This window comes from Aeromonas sp. s10, assembly GCF_040907975.1.
Taxonomy (GTDB): Bacteria; Pseudomonadota; Gammaproteobacteria; order Enterobacterales; family Aeromonadaceae; genus Aeromonas; species Aeromonas caviae.
Genome location: NZ_JBFOCV010000052.1, coordinates 245,961 through 266,339, shown reverse-complemented (window position 1 = coordinate 266,339; position 20,379 = coordinate 245,961). Strand labels below are relative to the sequence as shown.

Genomic DNA, 20,379 nt, shown 5'->3' with positions numbered 1-20,379 from the left:
TATATATTTAAACCCTTGCCGACATTAACGTTTGCTGGAGGTTTTTTATAATTTCCTTCCATGATATCCGTGTTACTAAAAGCTTTAGGTTGATATATAGCATTGAGGGTCGCAAAAACTATTTCATTAATGTCATCCACGCCTCAAGCTTTAATAGGTTGAAAATTGTGACACAAGCACTTAAATATAAAAACGCTCATACTAATAAGAGCAATTAAATTCTATATTGTTATGGTTTTATAAGTAAAATCATAATCAAAACCTGAAGTCTCTATGTCAAAAACATAATTAACAACACCACGATGTGAGCTCATATTTATTTGAACTGAACTTCCAAAACCATATAAATTTATTGTTTCATATCTTTTTAACAAAGATAGAATTTTGCTTTCAGCAATCTCAGGCCCATCGATACGCATTCCATTTATAAAGAAGTTATGTGTATCTCTTGGGTGTGGGATATAATAGAAATCTTTATCGGCAAAAAAGCATGACAATTTTTTAATTATTACCTCATTATCCGAAAACACCTCATCATAAACTGTACCTAACAATACATTGGCGACTGAGTTTTTGTCGTTAGTTTCCTTTCGGCCATCAGAACATTGAGCAGGAAACTCAAAATCAATATATGTTGTATTGGGTACTATATTTTTTTTATTCTTATATACGGTATAATGAGAACGAATTATTGATTTCGTTTTTCTCAAGTCATATTTACAACCTGTCAATCTGAACAATATCCGTTTAAAATAACCTCTCTGTTCAATGTAATATGTAGAGTTTCTATTTAAATTAGCAGACCCATCATCAAAAGAGTAAAAATTGTCAAATTTTATAAACGATAAAATACTGTGTGTGAATACACTATCAACAGAGGCACTGTAGACAGATTGGTAATACCTACCTTTGAATAGACGCCTGATGTCTAATATATGATAAGGATAACGCTTGTCACTAATATAGAGTTGTGATGAAATAGCGTGCTTCTTAACTTGCTCAAAGTAATATTCTACTTGTGCAGTTTTATTTTTACAAAAATAAAAAAAATCGAAGTTTGTTATTATTCCTTTGGCAACCAAATTGATAATCTGCAAAGCTTGAAATGGTGTATTACAAACAACTAAATTCATAGTTTCCCACCTTGAGGTAACCATGGCATAGCTAGAACAAAACTTGAATAAAGCCAAGTGCTAATGAATTGAATGAATTTGGTAATAGCGAACGCCCATGCAGCCCCAATCAAACCGAACGAGTTAACTAGTAGTAGTAATAGTCCAACATTGATGATGCCGGATGTAATGGTAATTAAAGATAACCCACTATTTTTCTTAGCATAAAAAATATAATTAGTCACCATTAAATACATACCACCAAATATTTGCCCTAAACAAAGCCAGCCAATTATCTCTCCTGCTTTTCTAAACTCTTCTCCAGCAATGAAACATAAAGCCCAAGGCCCAATCAAAAAGGGAATGGGAGCGATGGCTAGTAAAAATATGAAATATAGATAAGTATAGTTAACGACTCTACGTTTTTCCGCCATTTCATCATGCTTTAATATTTCAAATAACCAAGGCACATAAGCCTTGTTTAGCGCATCAAATACAATATTAAATGCCATGCTTAATTGGACCGCAACCATATATATACCAGCATGACCAAGCCCTAACTTTTGATTTATTACAAAGCGATCAATTGCTGATAGCAAAAAAAATCCGAAAACATGAGGGATTAATGGAATTCCGAATTGCAGTGCTTGCTTAATATAATCTACACGCAAGGAATACAGATGAACCAACCCATCTTTCATTAATAGATAAACTGCAACAACAGTAGACAATCCAGCAGCAATTATTTGTGCATCAATCCTACCCTGAGCGCCGTGATGTAAGGAGAGGACCAATAGCAATGATAATCCCATATTAAAAAGGCTGTTGCTGATCTGTAGTGCGCCAAATTTAATGGCCTCCCCTCGAATCTGCCATTGCCCTAAACGTAAATTTAAAATGAAATTAAAAGAGCTTAATAGCACAGCACTGTAAATCCAATTAACAGGGATAGACAAATAGCTGACCAACAGTTCAGAAAATAACACACACAGGATAAAAACAATTATCATTGAACCTAATAATATCTGTAAGCAAGCTCCATTGTATAAACCAAGCGCTTTCAAACTATTATTATGCTCATAAAACTTCCGATTAGCTGCACCTACCGTATTTAAACCTACAAATGCAGCCAAGCCTGCCACCAATATTTGAAACATGGCTACTTGGCCATACTCGGCAGGTGAAAGCAGCCGAGTCAATATTGGTAATAATAAAAATGGGATTAATGCATTGATAATATTTGAAATGAGATAAACTAAGGAACTTTTGGCTAAAGACATATTTTATTGGGTGAAGCAAAAGCTTCACCACCTTCTTAAATAAATTCAAATGATAACGGAGTTCCGCGTTTAATATCAACTATAGCCGTTTTGCCAAGGACTTGCTCTAAATACTTCGGAGCCAAACCAAATCCGGGCCTAATGCTACGCACATTATCATTACTTAATACATCCCCAGCTTTAATGTCTCGTATCACATATAGAGAACGCCGAAATTTGACATTTCCTTTTTCGGCTTCAGTACGCGTATAATTTACGCTGCCTAATGCTGACCAAGCAGTTTTAGCATCTTTACATAACGCAGCAAGCTCATGAGGTTCGAGCGAGAAGCTATCATCAGCGCCCCCGCCATTTCTATCCATGGTGACATGCTTTTCGATTAAACAAGCCCCCAAGGCTACCGCGGCCACAGCGGTGGCATTATCGATAGTGTGATCAGACAAGCCAGATAGCACACCAAAACGCTCAGCCATATCGGCAATGGTCCGCAGATTGTATTGATCCGCCGGCGCAGGATAACCGCTGACACAGTGCAACACGACCAACTCTTGGCAACCATTGGACTGGGCAGTAGCAATCGCTTCGGCAATCTCTTCCGCATTGGCCATGCCGGTAGACATGATCATTGGCTTACCTGTTTGCGCCACACGTTTTATCAATGGCAAATCTATCAACTCAAAAGACGCTATCTTGTAGGCTGGTGCGTCAAGATCTTCCAACAAATCAACAGCAGTAAAGTCAAAAGGAGAACTGAAGATGGTGATCCCCAACTCTTTGGCTTTCTCAAACAACGGTTGGTGCCACTCCCATGGCATTTGGGCCTCTTTGTAGAGTTGGTACAAATTTTTACCATCCCATAGCCCACCGTGAATTTGAAATTCCTCACTATCACATTCAAGAGTAATAGTGTCTGCGGTATATGTTTGAAGTTTTATTGCATCTGCGCCCGCTTTTTTTGCCTCTTCCATGATCGCAAAAGCACGATTGATATCACCATTGTGGTTAGCGGAGAGTTCCGCAATAATATATGGTGGATAGTCAGGGCCAATCTTGCGGCCATTGATGGTAATAAACGGCTTGATTATTTTGTCCATAATGGTTCTCTTATAAATTTATCTGGCGCTACCTGCTGGTAGCCAGCATTAGAAAAAAGGCGCTGCGATGCTATATTTTCGGTCAGTACTGTGGCATGAATCCTGATTTTTGGTAGGCATCTATCAAGTAATTTCAAACCTGTTAATCCAATACCCTGACCATGCTTATTAGGAGCAACAAAAATTGAGATAAGGTAATTGTCAGTACCTAGTTCATCTAGTCTAACTGCACCACAGGGTTCGCTACTTTCAGCATTAATTATCAAAAAGAAATAATCTTGCTGGCACTGTATTTTTTTTTCCATCCAGCTTTTGTGCTCTACCCAACTAGGGGGATTGGGATTAAGCGCATAACGTCTGGTTATTGGATCAGATTGCCACTGATAAATCAGTAGAGTATCATCGATTGATACCGGCCTTAGCCTAAATCCTGATATTTCTGTATTAGCCATAATAGTATTAATGACTCGCTGCGCCCCCTTGCCATCACACAACTCGAGATTATTATCTACGTATTCTTTATAATTATTCAACAAGTCATGCAGTGCAGGGATTAATCTACTTTCAATATCAGACTGTTGTACTAATAAAGCAGCTTGATGTGCCAACAATGCTTGGCAAATGGCCTGTTGGTTTTCTGCTATCGGAATTACTATATTTGGTAATCCCAGACAGGCTCGCTCCCAAGTGGTTGTCCCTGGAGCACCGATGGCCAGATCGTGCTCGCTCATCAAGGTTGCCATATCTTGTATAAAATCATAATGAACAACATTAACACGATCATCACACCACGTTTTCACTGCTTGATAGTGTGGTGCTCGAGGGCTTAACAGCACGGTAAATACAGCATTAAACTCACTTAACGCCTTAAGTACTCTTAGCGTCACATTTGGCTCATCAATACCACCAAAGGAGAGTAAAATCCTAGGCTGACGACTGGCAGGGGCTCGTAGTATCCCCTGATTTCTTATTTTTCCAAATTGTGAAGACAGCAAGGCGTATGCAACTCCACTTAATACTACAGGCTGCTTGTCTGATATATTAAAACACTCAAAATAGGCCTCCGGAGTGCGGTCAAGCGTTTGATCCAGAATCAAATCAGCATCATGGGGGCGCACCAGATCATCGATAGACAAAACTTTACAATTTAACGACAGCCTTATTTCCCGTTCCCACTGAGCATTAATTCCATAATGATCAACTATCAGCCAGTCAGCGTATACCACACTTTCTAAAACATCTGCAGCGTCTTGTTGCCATGGCACTTGCAACCAAGAAGAATAATCAGCCCCATGCTCAGGTCTGATAACAGTTGTCAGAGATGGTAAGGCAAGCAGATTATGGTTACGCGCAGCAATCAAATCGAGCAAATCACCATCTTGCGGTCTACAAATAAATGTTACCTGATGACCTGCCGATTTTAAGCCATCGGCTAGCACTAGGCAGCGCATTACATGGCCGGAACCTATCCAACGTGATGCATCGGTGCGAATAAAAAACTTCATGGCTATTACCTTAGCGTAAATAGCTTCTCAGCACGCAGCCAATCATCCTGAGTATCAATATCTTGCACCCTGTGGCTGGGTAATAGAACTACCTGTGTATGCGCGGCAAATATAGGTAATTTATTAAGCCAAGCATTAGCCTTTCCCCAATAAAATTGCCCCGCATCATGGTAGGCTTCCTCCAGATCTTGGGAACGAGTTAGTTGATACTCGGGATGAAACATACTCACCCAACCTGACTCATCAAGCTTGATAGCGCGTTGAATCGGAAACGAAAAGCGAGTAGCACTGAAAACAAATTGGCATTCCTTGTTGAACGTTAACAATTCTAATCCCTGGCATAAATCATCAGGCTCAACAAAAGGTGCTGTTGCATAGAGGCAGCATACGTTTTCCGGCACTTGCCCTTGCTGATTTATCAACCAATTAATGGCATGGCTTATCACCTCACCAGTAGTGGCATAATCGTTAGCAATCTCTGCCGGGCGAGTAAATGGCACTTCAGCACCATATTCGAGTGCAACAGCAGCAATTTCAGCATCATCGGTTGAAACAATTATACGTTCAAAACAACCAGCCTTCTTAGCAGCTAAGATGGACCATGCGATCATGGGCTTGCTATGAAATGGTTTGATATTTTTCCTAGGAATACGCTTACTGCCACCACGGGCAGGGATGATGGCAATATTCATTTATTTCCCTTCCAATATCTCAGACAATACGCATACTACTTTATCTTGCTGCTCTTCTGTCATGCCGTGGAACATCGGCAAAGAAATAGCTTCACGATAATATTGCTCTGCCTCAGGAAAATCACCAGATTTGAATCCCATATCTTCGTAATAAGGCTGTGTATGTACAGGTATGTAATGAACATTCACCCCGATACCATTTTCACGTAACGCTTCAAAAACCTCTCGGTGCGTTAATGAAATATTATTAAGCTGAAGTCGTATAACGTAAAGATGCAATCCGGAATGGGTATTTTCTAACTGGAATGGTAAGACTATCGGTAACCGCTTCAAAAGTCTGTTATAACGGTCAGCCAAGCGATGACGAGCAGCGATAAATTCATCAAGGCGTTGTATTTGGGTGATCCCTAATGCAGCTTGTAACTCGGTCATTCGGTAGTTAAAGCCCAAGTCAATCTGTTGATAATACCAACCACCATGACTTTCGCCTTTCATCTGCTCGATATCACGGGTGATACCATGGCTACGTAACAAGGCCATTTTATCAGCTAAATCTTTTTGGTTAGTTACCACTGCGCCACCTTCAGCAGTAGTGATAATTTTAACCGGATGGAAACTAAATACCGTAATGTCGCTGTATCGACAATTGCCAATGGGTTCGTTTAAATAACTACCGCCGATAGCATGTGATGCATCCTCGATAACTTTAAAGCCATATTCAGTTGCCAGACGGGAAATCGCTTCCATGTCACAAGGTTGGCCACATAAATGAACAGGAACGACTATCTTGGGTAAGGTACCGTTGGCTTTAGCTGCAATTAGCTTTTTCTCCAATTGCTTCGGACACAGATTATATGTATCTGGATCTATATCTACAAAATCGACTTTGGCGCCACAATACAAACCGCAATTTGCTGATGCAACAAAAGTAACTGGGCTTGTCCATAAAACATCGCCAGGACCAAGACCCAAAGCCAAACAGGCAATGTGTAGTGCCGAAGTAGCACTATTTAAAGCCAACGCATACGCTGCGCCAGTATGGGTTGTTAAATATTTTTCAAATTCAGGGACTTTTGGTCCCTGAGTTAGAAAATCAGATTGTAACACCGCAACCACGCCATCAATATCTTGCTGGGTGATCTCTTGTTTACCGTATGGAATCACGTTTTATCTCACACTTCAAAGTTGGCATCTACATGAGTTTTTATCAATTCCCGCAGAGACTCCACGGTCTCCCACTCAGTGTTAGTACCTGAGTTATATTTGAAACCAAACGGTACTTTTACGGCACTATGATGCTTAATATAGTCTTCTTCTGTATGATTGAATGACACAGAAGGTAAAATTGCGTAATAGCGGCCCAAATCAATTGTGTTCAATGAATCGGTATCTGTAATCATCTCTTCATGCAGCTTTTCTCCTGGACGAATACCAACTACCTTCGTCTTGCATTCAGGAGATATTGCTGTTGCTATATCTAAAATACGATATGATGGGATTTTTGGCACAAAAATCTCACCACCGAGATGATGCTCCAGAGCATACATCACCATATTAACACCATCCTGCAGTGAAATATTAAAACGTGTCATTTCTTCATGGGTGATCGGCAACACACCCTCAGCACGTTTTTTCAAGAAAAATGGTATTACAGAACCCCGAGACCCCATTACATTTCCATAGCGAACTACACTGAATCTTATATTTCGCGAACCTTTGATATTATTTGCTGCTGTAAACAACTTGTCAGAGGTCAGCTTTGTCGCTCCATAAAGATTGATCGGCGCACAAGCTTTATCTGTTGACAACGCTACAACTTCTTTTACTCCACACTGCAAAGCAGCGTGGATAACATTTTCAGCACCATCGACGTTAGTGCGAATGCACTCTGTCGGATTATACTCGGCTGTATCTACTTGTTTAATAGCAGCAGCATGAATAATGACATCGATTCCTTCGCACGCTTGAACCATTCGATTACGATCACGTACATCACCAATGAAAAAGCGTAGTTGTGGATAATCTTTTTGCGGATAATTTAAACGTAATTCAGATTGCTTTAGTTCATCTCGAGAAAAAATGACAATGCGCTTAACTTGGGGGTAGCGCTCAAGGATAGTTTTTATAAATTGTTTACCAAATGATCCCGTACCACCTGTGATTAATACTGTTTTATTATTCAGCATAACAATTCCTATATGTTCTCTCAAATTAAACAAGTTATCACTACATTAGTGATTCCAATACTGAGCTTATCAAAAATCAGTGTTGCCTATTGGGATTAAAATGTCTTTGGATAACTGCAATGAATATTATCAATATTCATTGTGCTAGTTTTACAAACACCACGAGCTATCTAAGTACCATTGTACTGTTTTATACAATCCTGACTCAAAACTCTCCTGCGGCAGCCATTTCAATTCAGTGGCTATTTTGCCGGCATCAATGGCGTAACGTCGGTCATGGCCGGGCCTGTCGGCCACATGGGTGATTTGATCCCGATAGCTTTTCACCCTTTCCCCGGGCTTTTCTCCCTCAAGAGGAGATGGGGACAAGGGGACCAGTTCGTCGAGCAGATCGCAGATGGTTTGCACCACTTCCAGATTGCGCTTCTCATTGTGGCCCCCGATGTTGTAGGTCTCTCCCACTCGCCCTTTGGTCAGCACCAGCAACAGTGCTCTGACATGATCCTCCACATAGAGCCAGTCGCGGATCTGATCTCCCCGGCCATAAAGCGGGATGGGCTTGCCGGCCAGGGCGTGGGCGATCGTTTGTGGAATCAGTTTTTCCGCATTTTGCCAGGGCCCGTAATTGTTCGAGCAGTTGGTCACCAGCACGGGCAGCCCGTACGTTCGGTGCCAGGCGCGCACCAGATGATCGCTCGATGCCTTGGCGGCAGAATAGGGGCTGCTCGGCGCATACGAGGTAGTCTCGGTGAAAAACGGCAACGCGGCTCCGGAAGTCAACTCATCCGGATGGAGCAAATCGCCGTATACCTCGTCGGTGGAGACATGATGGAAGCGAAATGCAGCCTTGCGTACCTCGTCCAGATCGTTCCAATAGGCGCGTGCCGCTTCCAGCAACATATAGGTGCCGACGATATTGGTCTGGATAAAATCGGCAGGACCTGTGATGGAGCGATCAACGTGGCTCTCGGCGGCCAGGTGCATTACGGCATCGGGTTGATGGGTTGTAAAGACCCTGTCCACTTCAACGCGATTGCAGATGTCGACCTGCTCGAACACATAACGATCGCTCGTAGATACAGACGCCAGAGATGCCGGATCCGCCGCATAGGTCAGCTTGTCCAGATTGACAACTGAGTCCCGGGTATACCGGATGATATGGCGGACAACGGCAGAACCGATAAAGCCGGCACCACCGGTAACAAGAATTTTCATATCAGTGGGTGTTCATGCATGGTCAGTGAATAGCTGAGGCAGGCAAGGCCATACTTGTATGACCAGTATTCGAGGTCAATATTGCCTGAGAAAACCACGACAGCCAGAAGCTGGCAACAGTGTTAGCTACCGCCCTTGGGTTACAGCTCCCAACATGCTGCTTTTAACCTGATTGTCCGTGCTGTTGGCCATCACATCCTCCAGCTTCTTGTTTTGATTGATGTTTAACAATGTTGTCGCATTACATTACACACCCAGGCAGTCCACAGCCTGCATTGCTCACATCTTGGGCTATCTGCGCCCCAAACCCGATTCGGGGTCAGATTCTATCTTGTTTAACCCAAAGATGAACAGTCAAAACAATAGGAAAGCGCCTATTGAAATCAGGATTCAAAAAAAACCATTCATGTGATACTGCCCTCCGTGAATCCACTCAGCCGTTGCCGGGGATTACCCTGCTTTGTTCCAGCATCCAGGCCAGGGCATGTAAACATGTTTAATTTCAAACAATTAAATTCATACCTCAAGCGCGTGCAGGCACTCGGGGATGGCCTGACGCCAGCAAGGCCCCCCGCCCCTGTGTACCGGCAGGCTGAAAGCGGCAAGCCGCTTGTGCGATAAGAATGGTCGCGACCAACCCCTGCACCGGCTCTGACCCTCAACACCCAGAAACCGACAGGCACGGATAGCGAGCCTGAACACGAGGCTGATGACACAGCGTTGCATCATGGGAAATGCATGAGGAAAGAAGGCAGGGATGATTCAGTCCCGATACAGCGGGGTCAGGTAGGATCCGGATTGACTCTCCCTCTTGTTGACCCTCTAATTGACAGCCTGGACCCTCATCATCATGCATCTTATGAAAATCCTACTGGTTGAAGACGACAAGCTGCTCAATCACCACCTCTCCACCCTGTTGACCGAGGCCCAGAACCAGGTTTACAGCACGGACAATGCCCAGGTGGCGCTGCACTACGCAGCCGACTACCCCATCGATGTCGCCATCATCGATCTGGGCCTGCCTGACATGGATGGCCTTCAGCTCATCACCCGCCTGCGCGAGCAGCAGATCCCCTTTCCCATCATTGTGCTGACGGCCAGAGGCAACTGGCAGGACAAGGTGGAAGGACTGGAGGCCGGGGCGGACGACTACCTGGTCAAACCCTTCCAGAAGGACGAGCTGCTGGCCCGCCTCAATGCGCTGGTACGCCGCAGCGCCGGCTTCATCTCCCCCAGAGTGAAGGCGGGTGACTACGAGCTGGATCTCTCCCGCAAGGAGCTGACCATCGCCGGCGAGGTCACTGTGCTGACCAGTTTCGAATATCTGATCCTGGAATACCTGATGCGAAATGCCCGTCAGGTGGTCTCCAAACAGCAGTTGCTGGATCAGCTCTATGGGGATGGTGAAGGGGATCCCAACACCATCGAGGTGATGGTGAGCCGGCTTCGCAAAAAACTGGATCCGGAAGGGAGCATCCAGCCCATCTCCACCATCCGCCGCCAGGGCTACATCTTCAACCTCGCCTGCAGCTGATGCGCCTTGCCATGTTGCATCCCCTGACCCTGATCCGCCGCTCCCTGCATCTCAAGCTGATGCTGAGTGCCATGCTGGTCATCGCGCTCATCATGGCCTTCTCCGTCTACATCCTCTACCTCGGCCATGCCGAGGAGCAGGCCCAGAAAGCCAGTGTCCGCATGCAGGAGAACCTCTCCAAGCTGTTCTCGTCCAAGCAGCCGGAGCCCCACGCCATGACGGATCTAGGCAAGCTCACCCCGGATGCCATCGATCCCAATCTCGATACCCTGATCTGCCGCGCCGACGGAGTGCTGAGCTGGTCCAGCCTGCACATGCCGGAGGTGGTCTCCATCAAGGAGACCATCTGCCGGGATCTGATGAGATACCTGGGGGGACTGGATCAGGACTATTTCTTCAAGCTGCATACCATCAAGAACGGCGAGAGCTACTTCATCTACAGCCTGCGTTTCCTGCGCAATCATGGCGCCGGCCCCACCACCTACTACGTGGTGATGGTCGATTCCGCCCGGCGCTATCAGGCCCAGACCCGCGATTACCTCTACCGCTGCATTCGCCAGGCGCTGCTCGCCTACTGTCTGCTGGGCGCTCTGTTGCTGCTCACCAGTTTCTGGAGCCTCTCTTCCCTGCGCACCATGGCGCGCCAGATTGACGAGATCCGCGCCGGTACGCGAGAGGCGCTGTCAAACGACTACGAGCGCGAACTGACCCCCCTGACAAGCTCGGTCAACCAGTTGCTGGAGAACGAACGCCAGCAGACCCAGCGCTACCAGCACGCCCTCAACGATCTCGCCCACAGCCTGAAAACCCGGCTGGCGCTCATCCAGATCACCGCCCAGGAGCTCAAGCTCGGCCACGACATCCATGACAACATCAATGAACAGATCACCACCATGGATCAGATCATCCAGTACCAGTTGCGCCGCGCCGTCACCGGGCGAAAGCGCCTCGCGAGCAAGGGCACCGAACCGGTTCCCCTCATCGAGAAGCTGCTGGCCAGCCTCGCCAAGGTCTATCGCCACAAGAAGCTGCAGACCGGCTTCCAGTTTGACGACGATGTCTTCTTTCACGGCGAGCAGGGCGATCTGATGGAGCTGATGGGCAACCTGCTGGACAACGCCTGCAAATTCGCCATCAGCGAGATCCGGGTTCATGTCCGCCACCGGGAGCGCGGCCTGCTCATCGTGGTGGAAGACGACGGTCCCGGCATCGATCCCGGCAAATCGCAGCAGATCTTCCAGCGCGGCGTGCGGGCTGACAGCTCCCCCGGCCAGGGGATTGGCCTCGCCGTGGTGACCGAAATCGTGCACAGCTACGGCGGCGAGATCCGGGTGGATGACTCCCCGCTCGGCGGCGCGAGATTCCACATCACCCTCCCCTGACAGCGCAGGGGTCAGTACCTGGCCCCTGCCGCATTCGGGCATTGCCATCCCGGTGCTTGCCCTGTCTCACGCCTCACTCCTTATGCTTCGACCAGGCCAAGCACATGGCAGCGAGGCTGACGAGCTTGTGCACCCATCAGAAGCTGGCCTGCCGCTCCCCTCGGCCCCATGCTCGCGCAGAAACAACAGGCATAAAAAAACCGGCCGCGAGGGCCGGTAAAACAGTTCAGGCTTGTCAGGTGACAATGCGCACCCAGCGGATGAAGACCGGTTTCAATTCCCTATGAAGCCCCGTCCTCTTGAGTACGTAGGTTCACTTTACGCCCCGGTCACTGAATCGGGACTGAACCATGTTCACGCTGGCAAGGCTCAGAGACGGATCCCGAGTGACTGGCGCAGATAGGCGCCGGCACCGAGCAGCCCCGGCCCTTCATGGGTGATGAGGAAGACCGGAATGTCTTTGAGATAAGGCTTGAAGCGCCCCTTGTCCTCGAAGGCGACCCGAAAGCCCGATCCGATGAAGAACTCCTGGAAGCGCGGCACTATGCCACCGGCGATGTAGACACCGCCGAAGGTGCCCATGTTGAGTGCCAGGTTGCCGGCAAAGCGGCCCATGAGCACGCAGAACAGGCTCAAGGTGCGGCGGCAATCGAGGCAATCCCCCGCCAGCGCGCGCTCGGTGATGTCCTTGGGGGCAAAAGGTTCGGGCTCGCGGCCATCGGATTTGACCAGGCCGCGATAGAGATTGACGAGCCCGGGGCCCGAGAGGAAACGCTCCGCCGACACATGGCCCAGCTCGCCGCGCATCACCTGCAGCACCGCATCTTCCTCTTCCGTGTTGGCGGCGAAGTCCACGTGACCGCCCTCACCCGGCAGGCTCAGCCACTGCTCACCGGCCTGCACCAGGTGGGCGACGCCAAGGCCGGTCCCTGCGCCATAGATGGCGATGGGCTTGCCGGCTACCGGAGCCGCGCCCCCGAGCTGGATGCGATCGCTCTCGCCGAGCACGGGCACCGCCATGGAGACGGCAGTGAAATCGTTGATCACCTGCAGGCGCGCAAGGCCGAGGTTGGCCTGCATCTCGCGGATGGAGAACTCCCAGCTGTGGTTGGTCATGGCGACCCAGTCACCGTTGATGGGACAGGCGATGGCGATGCACGCCTCGCCCACGGTGGCATCGTGCTCTTCGAGATAGAGGCGCACCACGGCCTCCAGGCTGGGATGAGCCAGCCCCGAATAGGTTTTTGCCTGGGAAATGGCGCCCGTCGCCAGTTCGCAGAGGGCCAGCCGGGCATTGGTACCGCCAACGTCGCCCACCAGCGCATGGGTATGCTGCATAACAAACTCCTTCGTTACCGACTCGGGGCGGCCCTTACCGTCCCGACATTATTATTTGGCTGCAATACTACTCGAGCCCACAGCCGGGCTGCGCGATTTATGCAGACAAGTGTGCGCCCGCTCACAGTGTTGTTGCTTTGCAACATTTGTAAGCGTTTTCAAGACGCAAATGGAAGTTTGCAACTAAAAACACGAAATAATTAGACATGAGTCATACTTTGCAGGGCCGAGATTAGTTCCGATAAGCGCTTGTCTTGTATAGTCATCGCGGAGACTGGAAACCTGCTTGAGCTGTGAATTTAGTGCACAGACACTGAAGTTAAATTACAAAAATGCCTGGTGGTAATGATGAATACCCTCGATAAAATTACGAACAATCTGGAAAGTTTCAGTAAATCAGAGCGTAAGGTGGCTGAAGTGATCCTGGCCTCACCCCAGACCGCCATTCACTCCAGCATTGCTACCCTGGCCAAGCTGGCCGATGTGAGCGAACCGACCGTCAACCGTTTCTGCCGTCGCCTCGATACCAAGGGTTTTCCCGATTTCAAGCTGCACCTGGCCCAGAGTCTGGCCAACGGCACCCCTTATGTGAACCGCCACGTGGAAGCGGAAGACGGCCCGGATACCTATACCGCCAAGATCTTCGAATCCACCATGGCCTGCCTCGATGCCGCCAAGAACAGCCTGGACATCTCGGCCATCAACCGCTGCGTCGATATTCTGACCCAGTCCAAGAAGATCAGCTTCTTTGGTCTGGGCGCCTCCTCCGCCGTCGCCCGGGATGCCCAAAACAAGTTCTTCCGCTTCAATATCCCCGTGGTGAGCTTCGATGACATCGTCATGATGCGCATGAGCTGCATCAACAGCAGCGAAGGGGATGTGGTGGTCCTCATCTCCCACACCGGCCGCACCAAGGCCCTGGTGGAAATTGCCGCGCTGGCCCGGGAAAACGATGCCACCGTCATCGGCATGACCGCCAAGGACTCTCCCCTGGCCCGCGAATGCAACCTGGTGCTCTCCATGGACGTGCCGGAAGACACCGACGTCTACATGCCCATGGCCTCGCGCATCGCCCAGCTCGCCCTGGTGGACGTGCTGGCCACCGGTTTCACCCTGCGCCGTGGCATGAAATTTCGCGAAAACCTGAAGAAAGTCAAAGAAGGTTTGCGCGAATCCCGCTTTGATACCCCGCATTCCTCCTGATCATTCGGGGGTCCGCCCCCGACTGTCTATGCCAACGGGCTTGGTGTAGTATCGAAATTCAATCAAACAAGGCCACCCAGATGGCCTGCCAGTTGGCGCCATGCCACATGCTTGACGGGGCAGTATTTCAAGTCATATCAACTTCACATTGGAGTCTTTCATGCCAAGACGTACAAAGATTGTTACCACACTCGGTCCGGCGACCGATCGCGACGGCATTCTCGAGGGGATCATTCGCGCCGGTGCCGACATGGTGCGGATGAACTTCTCCCACGGCACTCCTGAAGATCATATCCAGCGCGCCAACCAGGTGCGTGACATCGCCGCCAAGCTGGGCCGCCACGTGGCCATCATGGGCGATCTGCAAGGCCCCAAGATCCGCGTCTCCACCTTCAAGGATGGCAAGATCTACCTCGCCATCGGTGACAAGTTCATTCTCGATGCCGCCCTCGGCAAGGGCGAAGGCTGCCAGGAGCAGGTCGGCATCGACTACAAGAGCCTGCCGCAGGACGTGGTATCCGGTGACATCCTGCTGCTGGACGATGGCCGCGTGCAACTGAAGGTCGAGCAGGTCGAAGGCACCCGCATCCACACCACGGTGACCGTGGCCGGCCCTCTCTCCAACAACAAGGGCATCAACAAGAAAGGTGGCGGCCTCTCCGCCCCGGCCTTGACCGAGAAGGACAAGGAAGACATCAAGACCGCCGCCCGCATGAACGTGGACTACCTGGCGGTCTCCTTCCCCCGCAGCGGCGATGATCTGCGCTACGCCCGCGAACTGGCCCGCGAAGCCGGCTCCAACGCCAAGATCGTGGCCAAGGTCGAGCGCGCCGAGACCGTCGCCAGCGACGAGGCGATGGAAGACATCATCCTTGGCTCCGATGCCGTCATGGTGGCCCGTGGTGACCTGGGTGTCGAAATCGGCGACCCCGAACTGGTGGGTGTGCAGAAGAAGCTCATTCGCCACTCCCGCCGCCTGAATCGCGTGGTCATCACCGCGACCCAGATGATGGAGTCCATGATCAACGCGCCGCTCCCGACCCGTGCCGAAGTCATGGACGTGGCCAACGCCGTGCTGGATGGTACCGATGCGGTGATGCTCTCCGCCGAGACCGCCGCCGGCCAGTTCCCCATCGAGACCGTGACCTCCATGGCCAGCGTCTGTGTGGGCGCCGAGAAGCACCCGAGCCTGAACGTCTCCAACCACCGCATGAACTACACCTTCACCTCGGTGGAAGAGGCGGTGGCCATGTCCACCATGTATGCGGCCAACCACCTGGAAGGGGTCAAGGCGATCGTGGCGCTGACCGAGTCGGGCACCACCCCGCTGCTGATGTCCCGCATCAGCTCCGGCCTGCCCATCTTCGCCATGTCTCCTCACAACAAGACCCTGGCCTGGGCCAACCTCTACCGCGGCGTCACCCCCGTGCTGTTTGATGGCGACGAGACCAAGCCGGTCTACGAGGTGTGCCGCGACGCGCTGGACGTGCTCAAGGCCAAGGGACTGCTGCAAAGCGGCGACATGGTATTGCTCACCCACGGCGACAAGATGGAGACCGTCGGCAGCACCAACACCTGCAAGGTGATGATGGTCGAGTAATCGCCCCTCCTCCCTGCCACAAAAACGGCTCCCGCGGGAGCCGTTTTTTTATGGGATCTGCCCAGGTTCAACCGCGAAACAGCTCCACCTTGTCTCCATCCTGCAGGCTGCCGGCGCCGCGCACCACCACCTTGTCTCCCTGCTTGAGAGCGCCGCTCACCGCCACCTCCCGGCTGTCCCCAAAGAGCACGGTGACCGGCACCCGGTTCACCGTGAGCGCCTCGCCGCGCTGCTCCACCTGATAGACCACGCTTCCCTCGGTGCCGAGCACCAGGGCATCCCGTGGCAGCAGCATGGTGTGCTGCTCTCCCATCGGCAGCGCCACCCGCACTGGCGAGCCGATGATTAACGTGCCCGCTTCCGGCTTGAGGCGCAGCTCGATGAGCCGGGACTTGGGATCGGCGCTCGCCGCCCGCTGGTAATAGATGGCGTGGCTGCTGAGCTGCTCCCCTTCCACCCGCAACCGGGTCTGGGTGGCCAGTTGCCGGGCCCAGGCAATAGGCGCACGCAACCGGAGGTCCGGCTGGTCCGGATTGACCAGCTCAAGCGCCTGTTCGCCCGCATCCACATGCTCCCCCGGCTGGATGAAGTGTTCATTCACCACCCCGTCAAACGGGGCAAAGATGCGGCTTCTGCGCAGCTGCTCCTCAATCTGGCGCACCTGCACCCGCGCCAGCTGCTCGGCCAGCTCAGCCTGCTCCACGTCATAGCGCGCCTTGTCATACTGGCTCTGGGAGGCACTCTTTTGCTGGTGCAAACGATCCAGGCGCTGGAACTCGGCGCGAGCGTAACGCAGGTTGCTCCCCTCTCTGGCTTGTTCAGCCCTCGCCTGCTCCAGCGAGAGGCGCAGAGCCGCGCTGTCCAGGCGCAGCAACTCGTCCCCCGCCTTCACCCGGCTGCCAAACTCGGCTATCCACTCCACCCGACCGCTCACTTCGGCGCTGAGCGCCGCCTGCTGGCGGCTCGCCACCGTGCCGCTGACCCAGATGCTGGCCCCCGCCTCTCCCTGGGCCACCTCCGCCAGCGTCACCATCTTGCTTTGTGCAAGCGCAGGCAGCCCGCCAGCCAGCAGCAGAGCCCCCACCACCATCCTTGTGAAACCTTGTGTCATCGATGAGCTCCTTGCTCAGGCACGCTGCCGAAGGGCGTGCGGTATGTCGGTCTGCTCCCCCAACCGCAGGAAGGCGGGCAACAGGATCAGGGTGAAGAGGGTGCTGCAACTCATGCCGCCGACGATGACGGTGGCCAGCCCCCGGTAGATTTCGCTCCCCTCGCTCGGACTCAGCATCAGGGGCAGCATGCCGAAGATGCTGGTGAGGCTGGTCATGGCGATGGGACGCATCCGGCTTTGCAGAGCATCGGTGACTGCCGACTGTCGGCTCATCCCCTCCCGCTCGGCCATCCTGGTCTGGTGCACCAGCAGAATGGCGTTGTTGACCACCAACCCGAGCAGGATGACGAAGCCGATGATGGTGAGCAAGTCCATCGGCAGCGGCGCCACCAGACCGCTCAGGTGCAGCGCCAGCACGCCGCCGACAGTGGCGAGTGGCAAGGTGAGCAGCACCAGCACGGCATCCTTGAGGGAGGCGAAGACCCCCCACAGCAGAATGAGCAGTATCATCACGGCGAACAGGAAGATGCTGCCGAGGTTGCCCAGCGCCTGCTGCAGGCTGTCGGCATTGCCGGCGACCCGCAGCTCCCCCCCGGCCGGCAGCAACGGCCGGATGGCGGCAAAGCTCTTGTGCTGCAGGGTGTCGAGCACCTGCTCCATGCTCATCCCCGCAGGGGGCGAAATCTGCAGGCTGATGCTGCGCCGCCCATCGGATCGGAAGATGCTCTCAGGCCCGAGTTGCGGCTCCACCCGCAGCAGTTCCCCAAGGGGAACGATGCGCCCGGACGGGGTAGCAAGCGGCACCGCCTTGAGCTCGTCCGGGTTGGCGGAGGCCTGCCCCATCAGCAGGATGTCGAGCCGCTCATCCCCGTCGAAATATTCGCCGACCCGCAGACCATCGCCAAAGGTCTGGATGATGGCGGGCATGGGGGAACGATCCCAGCCCACCTCGGCCAGGCGCCTGTCCTGGGGCACCAGCCGAAGCTCGGGAGCGGTGAAATCGAGTCCGGGTTCTGGCCTGACCTGGGCGCCGGGCAAGTCCCGCTGCACTATGGTCATGCTCTCCCGGGCCGCCTGATAGAGTTCGGGCAGCCCACCCCCCTGGATCAGCAGGGAGATGCTGTTTTCACTGTCAAAACCGCCAAACAGGGACCCCTGACCGCCAAACACCCGGGTGTCGGGAATGCCCACCAGCAATTGCTTCATCAAGAGCTGCTCCAGTACCTTGATCTGGCTCTCCTCCTTTGGCCGCACCCCGATCTGGGCACCACCCGGGTAGCGCAGGATGTAGTAGTTCTTGAGGACAGGCTCCTTCTCCCCTTTCATATAGGGGTCGAGGCGGGCAATCAGGGTATCGATCACCTCCTCCCGCTGGGCCTTGAGATTGACCCCGGGGGTGAAACTCATCCAGACGTCAATGGCGTCCCGCTTCACATCCGGCAGGTAGTTCATCTTGGGCAACATCAACCAGCTCACCAGCACAGGCCCCGTCATCATCAGGACGATGATGGCCCTGCGCCTGGGGGCGGTGGCCGTCCAGCGGATCACATGGCGGGTGGCGCGGCACCACAGGCGCTCAAAGGGATCAATCAGCCGCTCGTGCCCCATCCAGCGCGCCGCCACCGCAGGCAACACAGTCACCGCCACCACCATGGAGACGGTCACCGCGCAGGCGATGGTGAGCGCAAGATCGGCAAACAACTGCCCTTCCACGTCGTTGAGCAGGAGCACCGGCAGGAAGATGGCGACCGTGGTCAGGGTGGACGCCACCAGAGCGGTCCACACCCGGCGGGTGCCCTCCAGCGCCGCCTCTCCCTTGCTGATGTCACCCCGCTCATGGCGCCGGTAGATGCTCTCAAGCACCACGATGGCGGCGTCGAGCACCATGCCGACCGCAAACGCAATGCCCGCCAGGGAGATGATATTGAGGGTCCGCCCCATCACCTTGAGCAAGCAGAAGGTGAGCATGATGCTGATGGGAATGGCGATCGCGATCATCAGGGTCGCCTTGAGCTGGCGTAGAAAGACCCAGAGGATGGCGCAGGAGAGCAGCACCCCGAGCCCCAGGTTGGCGGTCACCATGCTCACCGCCCGGTTGATATAGAGAGAAGCGTCAAACGACTGCTCCATGTGCAGGCCGACCGGCTCCAGCACCTCCCGGTTAAGCTCCCCGACCTTGGCCTTGATCCCCTCGAGCGCCGCCAGGGCATTGGCGCCGCTCTCCTTGAAGATCTGCGCCGCGATGGCGGTGTTGCCGTTCTGGATGCGCAGCACCGGGCTCTCCTCCCGGGCCACTCTGATCTCGGCAACGTCCCGCAGATAGATGGGCAGGCCGTCACGCCAGTCCACCACCTTTTCCCCCAGGGCCGCCACGTCATAGCGACCGGCAAAGCGCAGCTTGTACTCCCATCGTCCGATGTCGAGGGTGCCGGCCGACACATCCCAGCCCGTCGTTGCCCGGCTGGCGAGCACCGGGATCTCCACCCCCAGCTCGGCGGCGCGGTAAGGGTCGAAGCGGATCTGGATCTGGCGCTCGTTGATCCCCTCGATATCGACCGTGGACACCCCGGGGATCCGCTCCAGCTCGGGCTTGACCCTCGCCTCGATCAGCGCCTGGTGATCGTCTATCTCCCCCTTGGCACCGGGCAGTTGCTGGATGAAGAAGAAGGTCAGGGTGTCGTTGCTGCTGTAGTTGTTGACGTAAGGACCACCGATGTTGTCCGGCAGTCCCGAGACCCGGTTCAGGCGGGAGATGACGTCAAGCTGGGCTCGCTGCATGTCGGTGCCGAGGGCAAACTCCATGTCGATTTCGGTGAAGCCGGGGTAGCTGTTGCTGCTGAGGCTCTTGAGCCCCTGTACCCCCTGCATCTCCTGCTCGATGGGATCGGTTATCTCCGACTCCATCTCCTGGGGCGAGGCCGAGCGCCAGTCCACCGTGATGTTGAGGTGAGGACGGTCTATGTCGGGAAACAGCTGGACGGGCAGTCCCCGGATGCTGAGCAGGCCCAGCAAAAAAATCAGCACGACCGAGACCGCCACCCAGATGGGGCGTTCGATCGCCGTTTTGGCGAGGTTCATTCACTCTTCCTGAGTTGTTGTTATCGGCCATTCCGATGGCCTTGCTTCC

At 52.6% G+C, this 20,379-nt stretch carries 15 protein-coding genes; 4 read left to right on the top strand and 11 right to left on the bottom strand.

The window, feature by feature from the left end; all coding sequences use genetic code 11:
* Nucleotides 1-221: 221 nt before the first annotated feature.
* The 8 genes from AB5Y59_RS19445 to rfbB form a co-directional block, all read right to left on the bottom strand.
* Complete coding sequence (locus AB5Y59_RS19445) at nucleotides 222-1,133, bottom strand: glycosyltransferase family 52 (RefSeq protein ID WP_319894155.1); 912 nt, start codon at nucleotides 1,131-1,133, stop codon at nucleotides 222-224.
* Nucleotides 1,130-2,392: an oligosaccharide flippase family protein gene (locus AB5Y59_RS19440; RefSeq protein ID WP_319894156.1), complete on the bottom strand. Its 1,263-nt coding sequence runs from the start codon at nucleotides 2,390-2,392 to the stop codon at nucleotides 1,130-1,132. The genes AB5Y59_RS19445 and AB5Y59_RS19440 overlap by 4 nt, the downstream gene beginning before the upstream one ends.
* A gap of 35 nt (nucleotides 2,393-2,427) precedes the next feature.
* Complete coding sequence (gene pseI, locus AB5Y59_RS19435; RefSeq protein WP_218972404.1) at nucleotides 2,428-3,462, bottom strand: pseudaminic acid synthase; 1,035 nt, start codon at nucleotides 3,460-3,462, stop codon at nucleotides 2,428-2,430.
* An 11-nt stretch (nucleotides 3,463-3,473) separates the two neighbouring features.
* Nucleotides 3,474-4,991 (bottom strand): UDP-2,4-diacetamido-2,4,6-trideoxy-beta-L-altropyranose hydrolase, encoded by a 1,518-nt coding sequence (pseG, locus tag AB5Y59_RS19430; RefSeq protein ID WP_319858923.1) that lies wholly within the window; start codon nucleotides 4,989-4,991, stop codon nucleotides 3,474-3,476.
* 5 nt (nucleotides 4,992-4,996) lie between these two features.
* Entirely contained in the window at nucleotides 4,997-5,683 is a 687-nt protein-coding gene (gene pseF / locus AB5Y59_RS19425; protein WP_319858924.1) for a pseudaminic acid cytidylyltransferase, read from the bottom strand.
* Entirely contained in the window at nucleotides 5,684-6,847 is a 1,164-nt protein-coding gene (gene pseC / locus AB5Y59_RS19420; protein ID WP_319858925.1) for a UDP-4-amino-4,6-dideoxy-N-acetyl-beta-L-altrosamine transaminase, read from the bottom strand. It lies immediately after the preceding gene.
* An 8-nt stretch (nucleotides 6,848-6,855) separates the two neighbouring features.
* Nucleotides 6,856-7,869 (bottom strand): UDP-N-acetylglucosamine 4,6-dehydratase (inverting), encoded by a 1,014-nt coding sequence (gene pseB / locus AB5Y59_RS19415; RefSeq protein WP_139737852.1) that lies wholly within the window; start codon nucleotides 7,867-7,869, stop codon nucleotides 6,856-6,858.
* 150 nt (nucleotides 7,870-8,019) lie between these two features.
* Nucleotides 8,020-9,084: a dTDP-glucose 4,6-dehydratase gene (gene rfbB, locus AB5Y59_RS19410; RefSeq protein ID WP_139737853.1), complete on the bottom strand. Its 1,065-nt coding sequence runs from the start codon at nucleotides 9,082-9,084 to the stop codon at nucleotides 8,020-8,022.
* Nucleotides 9,085-9,943: 859 nt separating this feature from the next.
* Between rfbB and AB5Y59_RS19405 the strand changes: the two genes are divergently transcribed.
* Both AB5Y59_RS19405 and AB5Y59_RS19400 read left to right on the top strand, forming a co-directional pair.
* Entirely contained in the window at nucleotides 9,944-10,618 is a 675-nt protein-coding gene (locus tag AB5Y59_RS19405) for a response regulator (RefSeq protein WP_041207018.1), read from the top strand.
* On the top strand, nucleotides 10,618-12,000 hold the full coding sequence (locus AB5Y59_RS19400) for an ATP-binding protein (protein WP_045524088.1): 1,383 nt from the start codon (nucleotides 10,618-10,620) through the stop codon (nucleotides 11,998-12,000). The genes AB5Y59_RS19405 and AB5Y59_RS19400 overlap by 1 nt, the downstream gene beginning before the upstream one ends.
* A gap of 369 nt (nucleotides 12,001-12,369) precedes the next feature.
* Here the strand turns inward: AB5Y59_RS19400 and glk are convergent, their stop codons facing one another.
* On the bottom strand, nucleotides 12,370-13,338 hold the full coding sequence (glk, locus tag AB5Y59_RS19395) for a glucokinase (RefSeq protein ID WP_039041241.1): 969 nt from the start codon (nucleotides 13,336-13,338) through the stop codon (nucleotides 12,370-12,372).
* A gap of 348 nt (nucleotides 13,339-13,686) precedes the next feature.
* Here glk and AB5Y59_RS19390 point away from each other — a divergent pair, with 348 nt between their 5' ends.
* Both AB5Y59_RS19390 and pyk read left to right on the top strand, forming a co-directional pair.
* A complete protein-coding gene (locus AB5Y59_RS19390) occupies nucleotides 13,687-14,541 on the top strand; it encodes a MurR/RpiR family transcriptional regulator (RefSeq protein ID WP_029314760.1) in 855 nt (284 codons plus the stop codon).
* Between the two features lie 160 nt (nucleotides 14,542-14,701).
* Complete coding sequence (pyk, locus tag AB5Y59_RS19385) at nucleotides 14,702-16,141, top strand: pyruvate kinase (protein ID WP_005324189.1); 1,440 nt, start codon at nucleotides 14,702-14,704, stop codon at nucleotides 16,139-16,141.
* Between the two features lie 67 nt (nucleotides 16,142-16,208).
* On the opposite strand, the gene AB5Y59_RS19380 is transcribed toward pyk, so the two are convergent.
* Together AB5Y59_RS19380 and AB5Y59_RS19375 are read right to left on the bottom strand one after the other, a co-directional pair.
* Nucleotides 16,209-17,252 (bottom strand): efflux RND transporter periplasmic adaptor subunit, encoded by a 1,044-nt coding sequence (locus tag AB5Y59_RS19380; protein ID WP_368212539.1) that lies wholly within the window; start codon nucleotides 17,250-17,252, stop codon nucleotides 16,209-16,211.
* 15 nt (nucleotides 17,253-17,267) lie between these two features.
* Nucleotides 17,268-20,330 (bottom strand): efflux RND transporter permease subunit, encoded by a 3,063-nt coding sequence (locus AB5Y59_RS19375; protein WP_368212538.1) that lies wholly within the window; start codon nucleotides 20,328-20,330, stop codon nucleotides 17,268-17,270.
* Nucleotides 20,331-20,379: the final 49 nt, after the last annotated feature.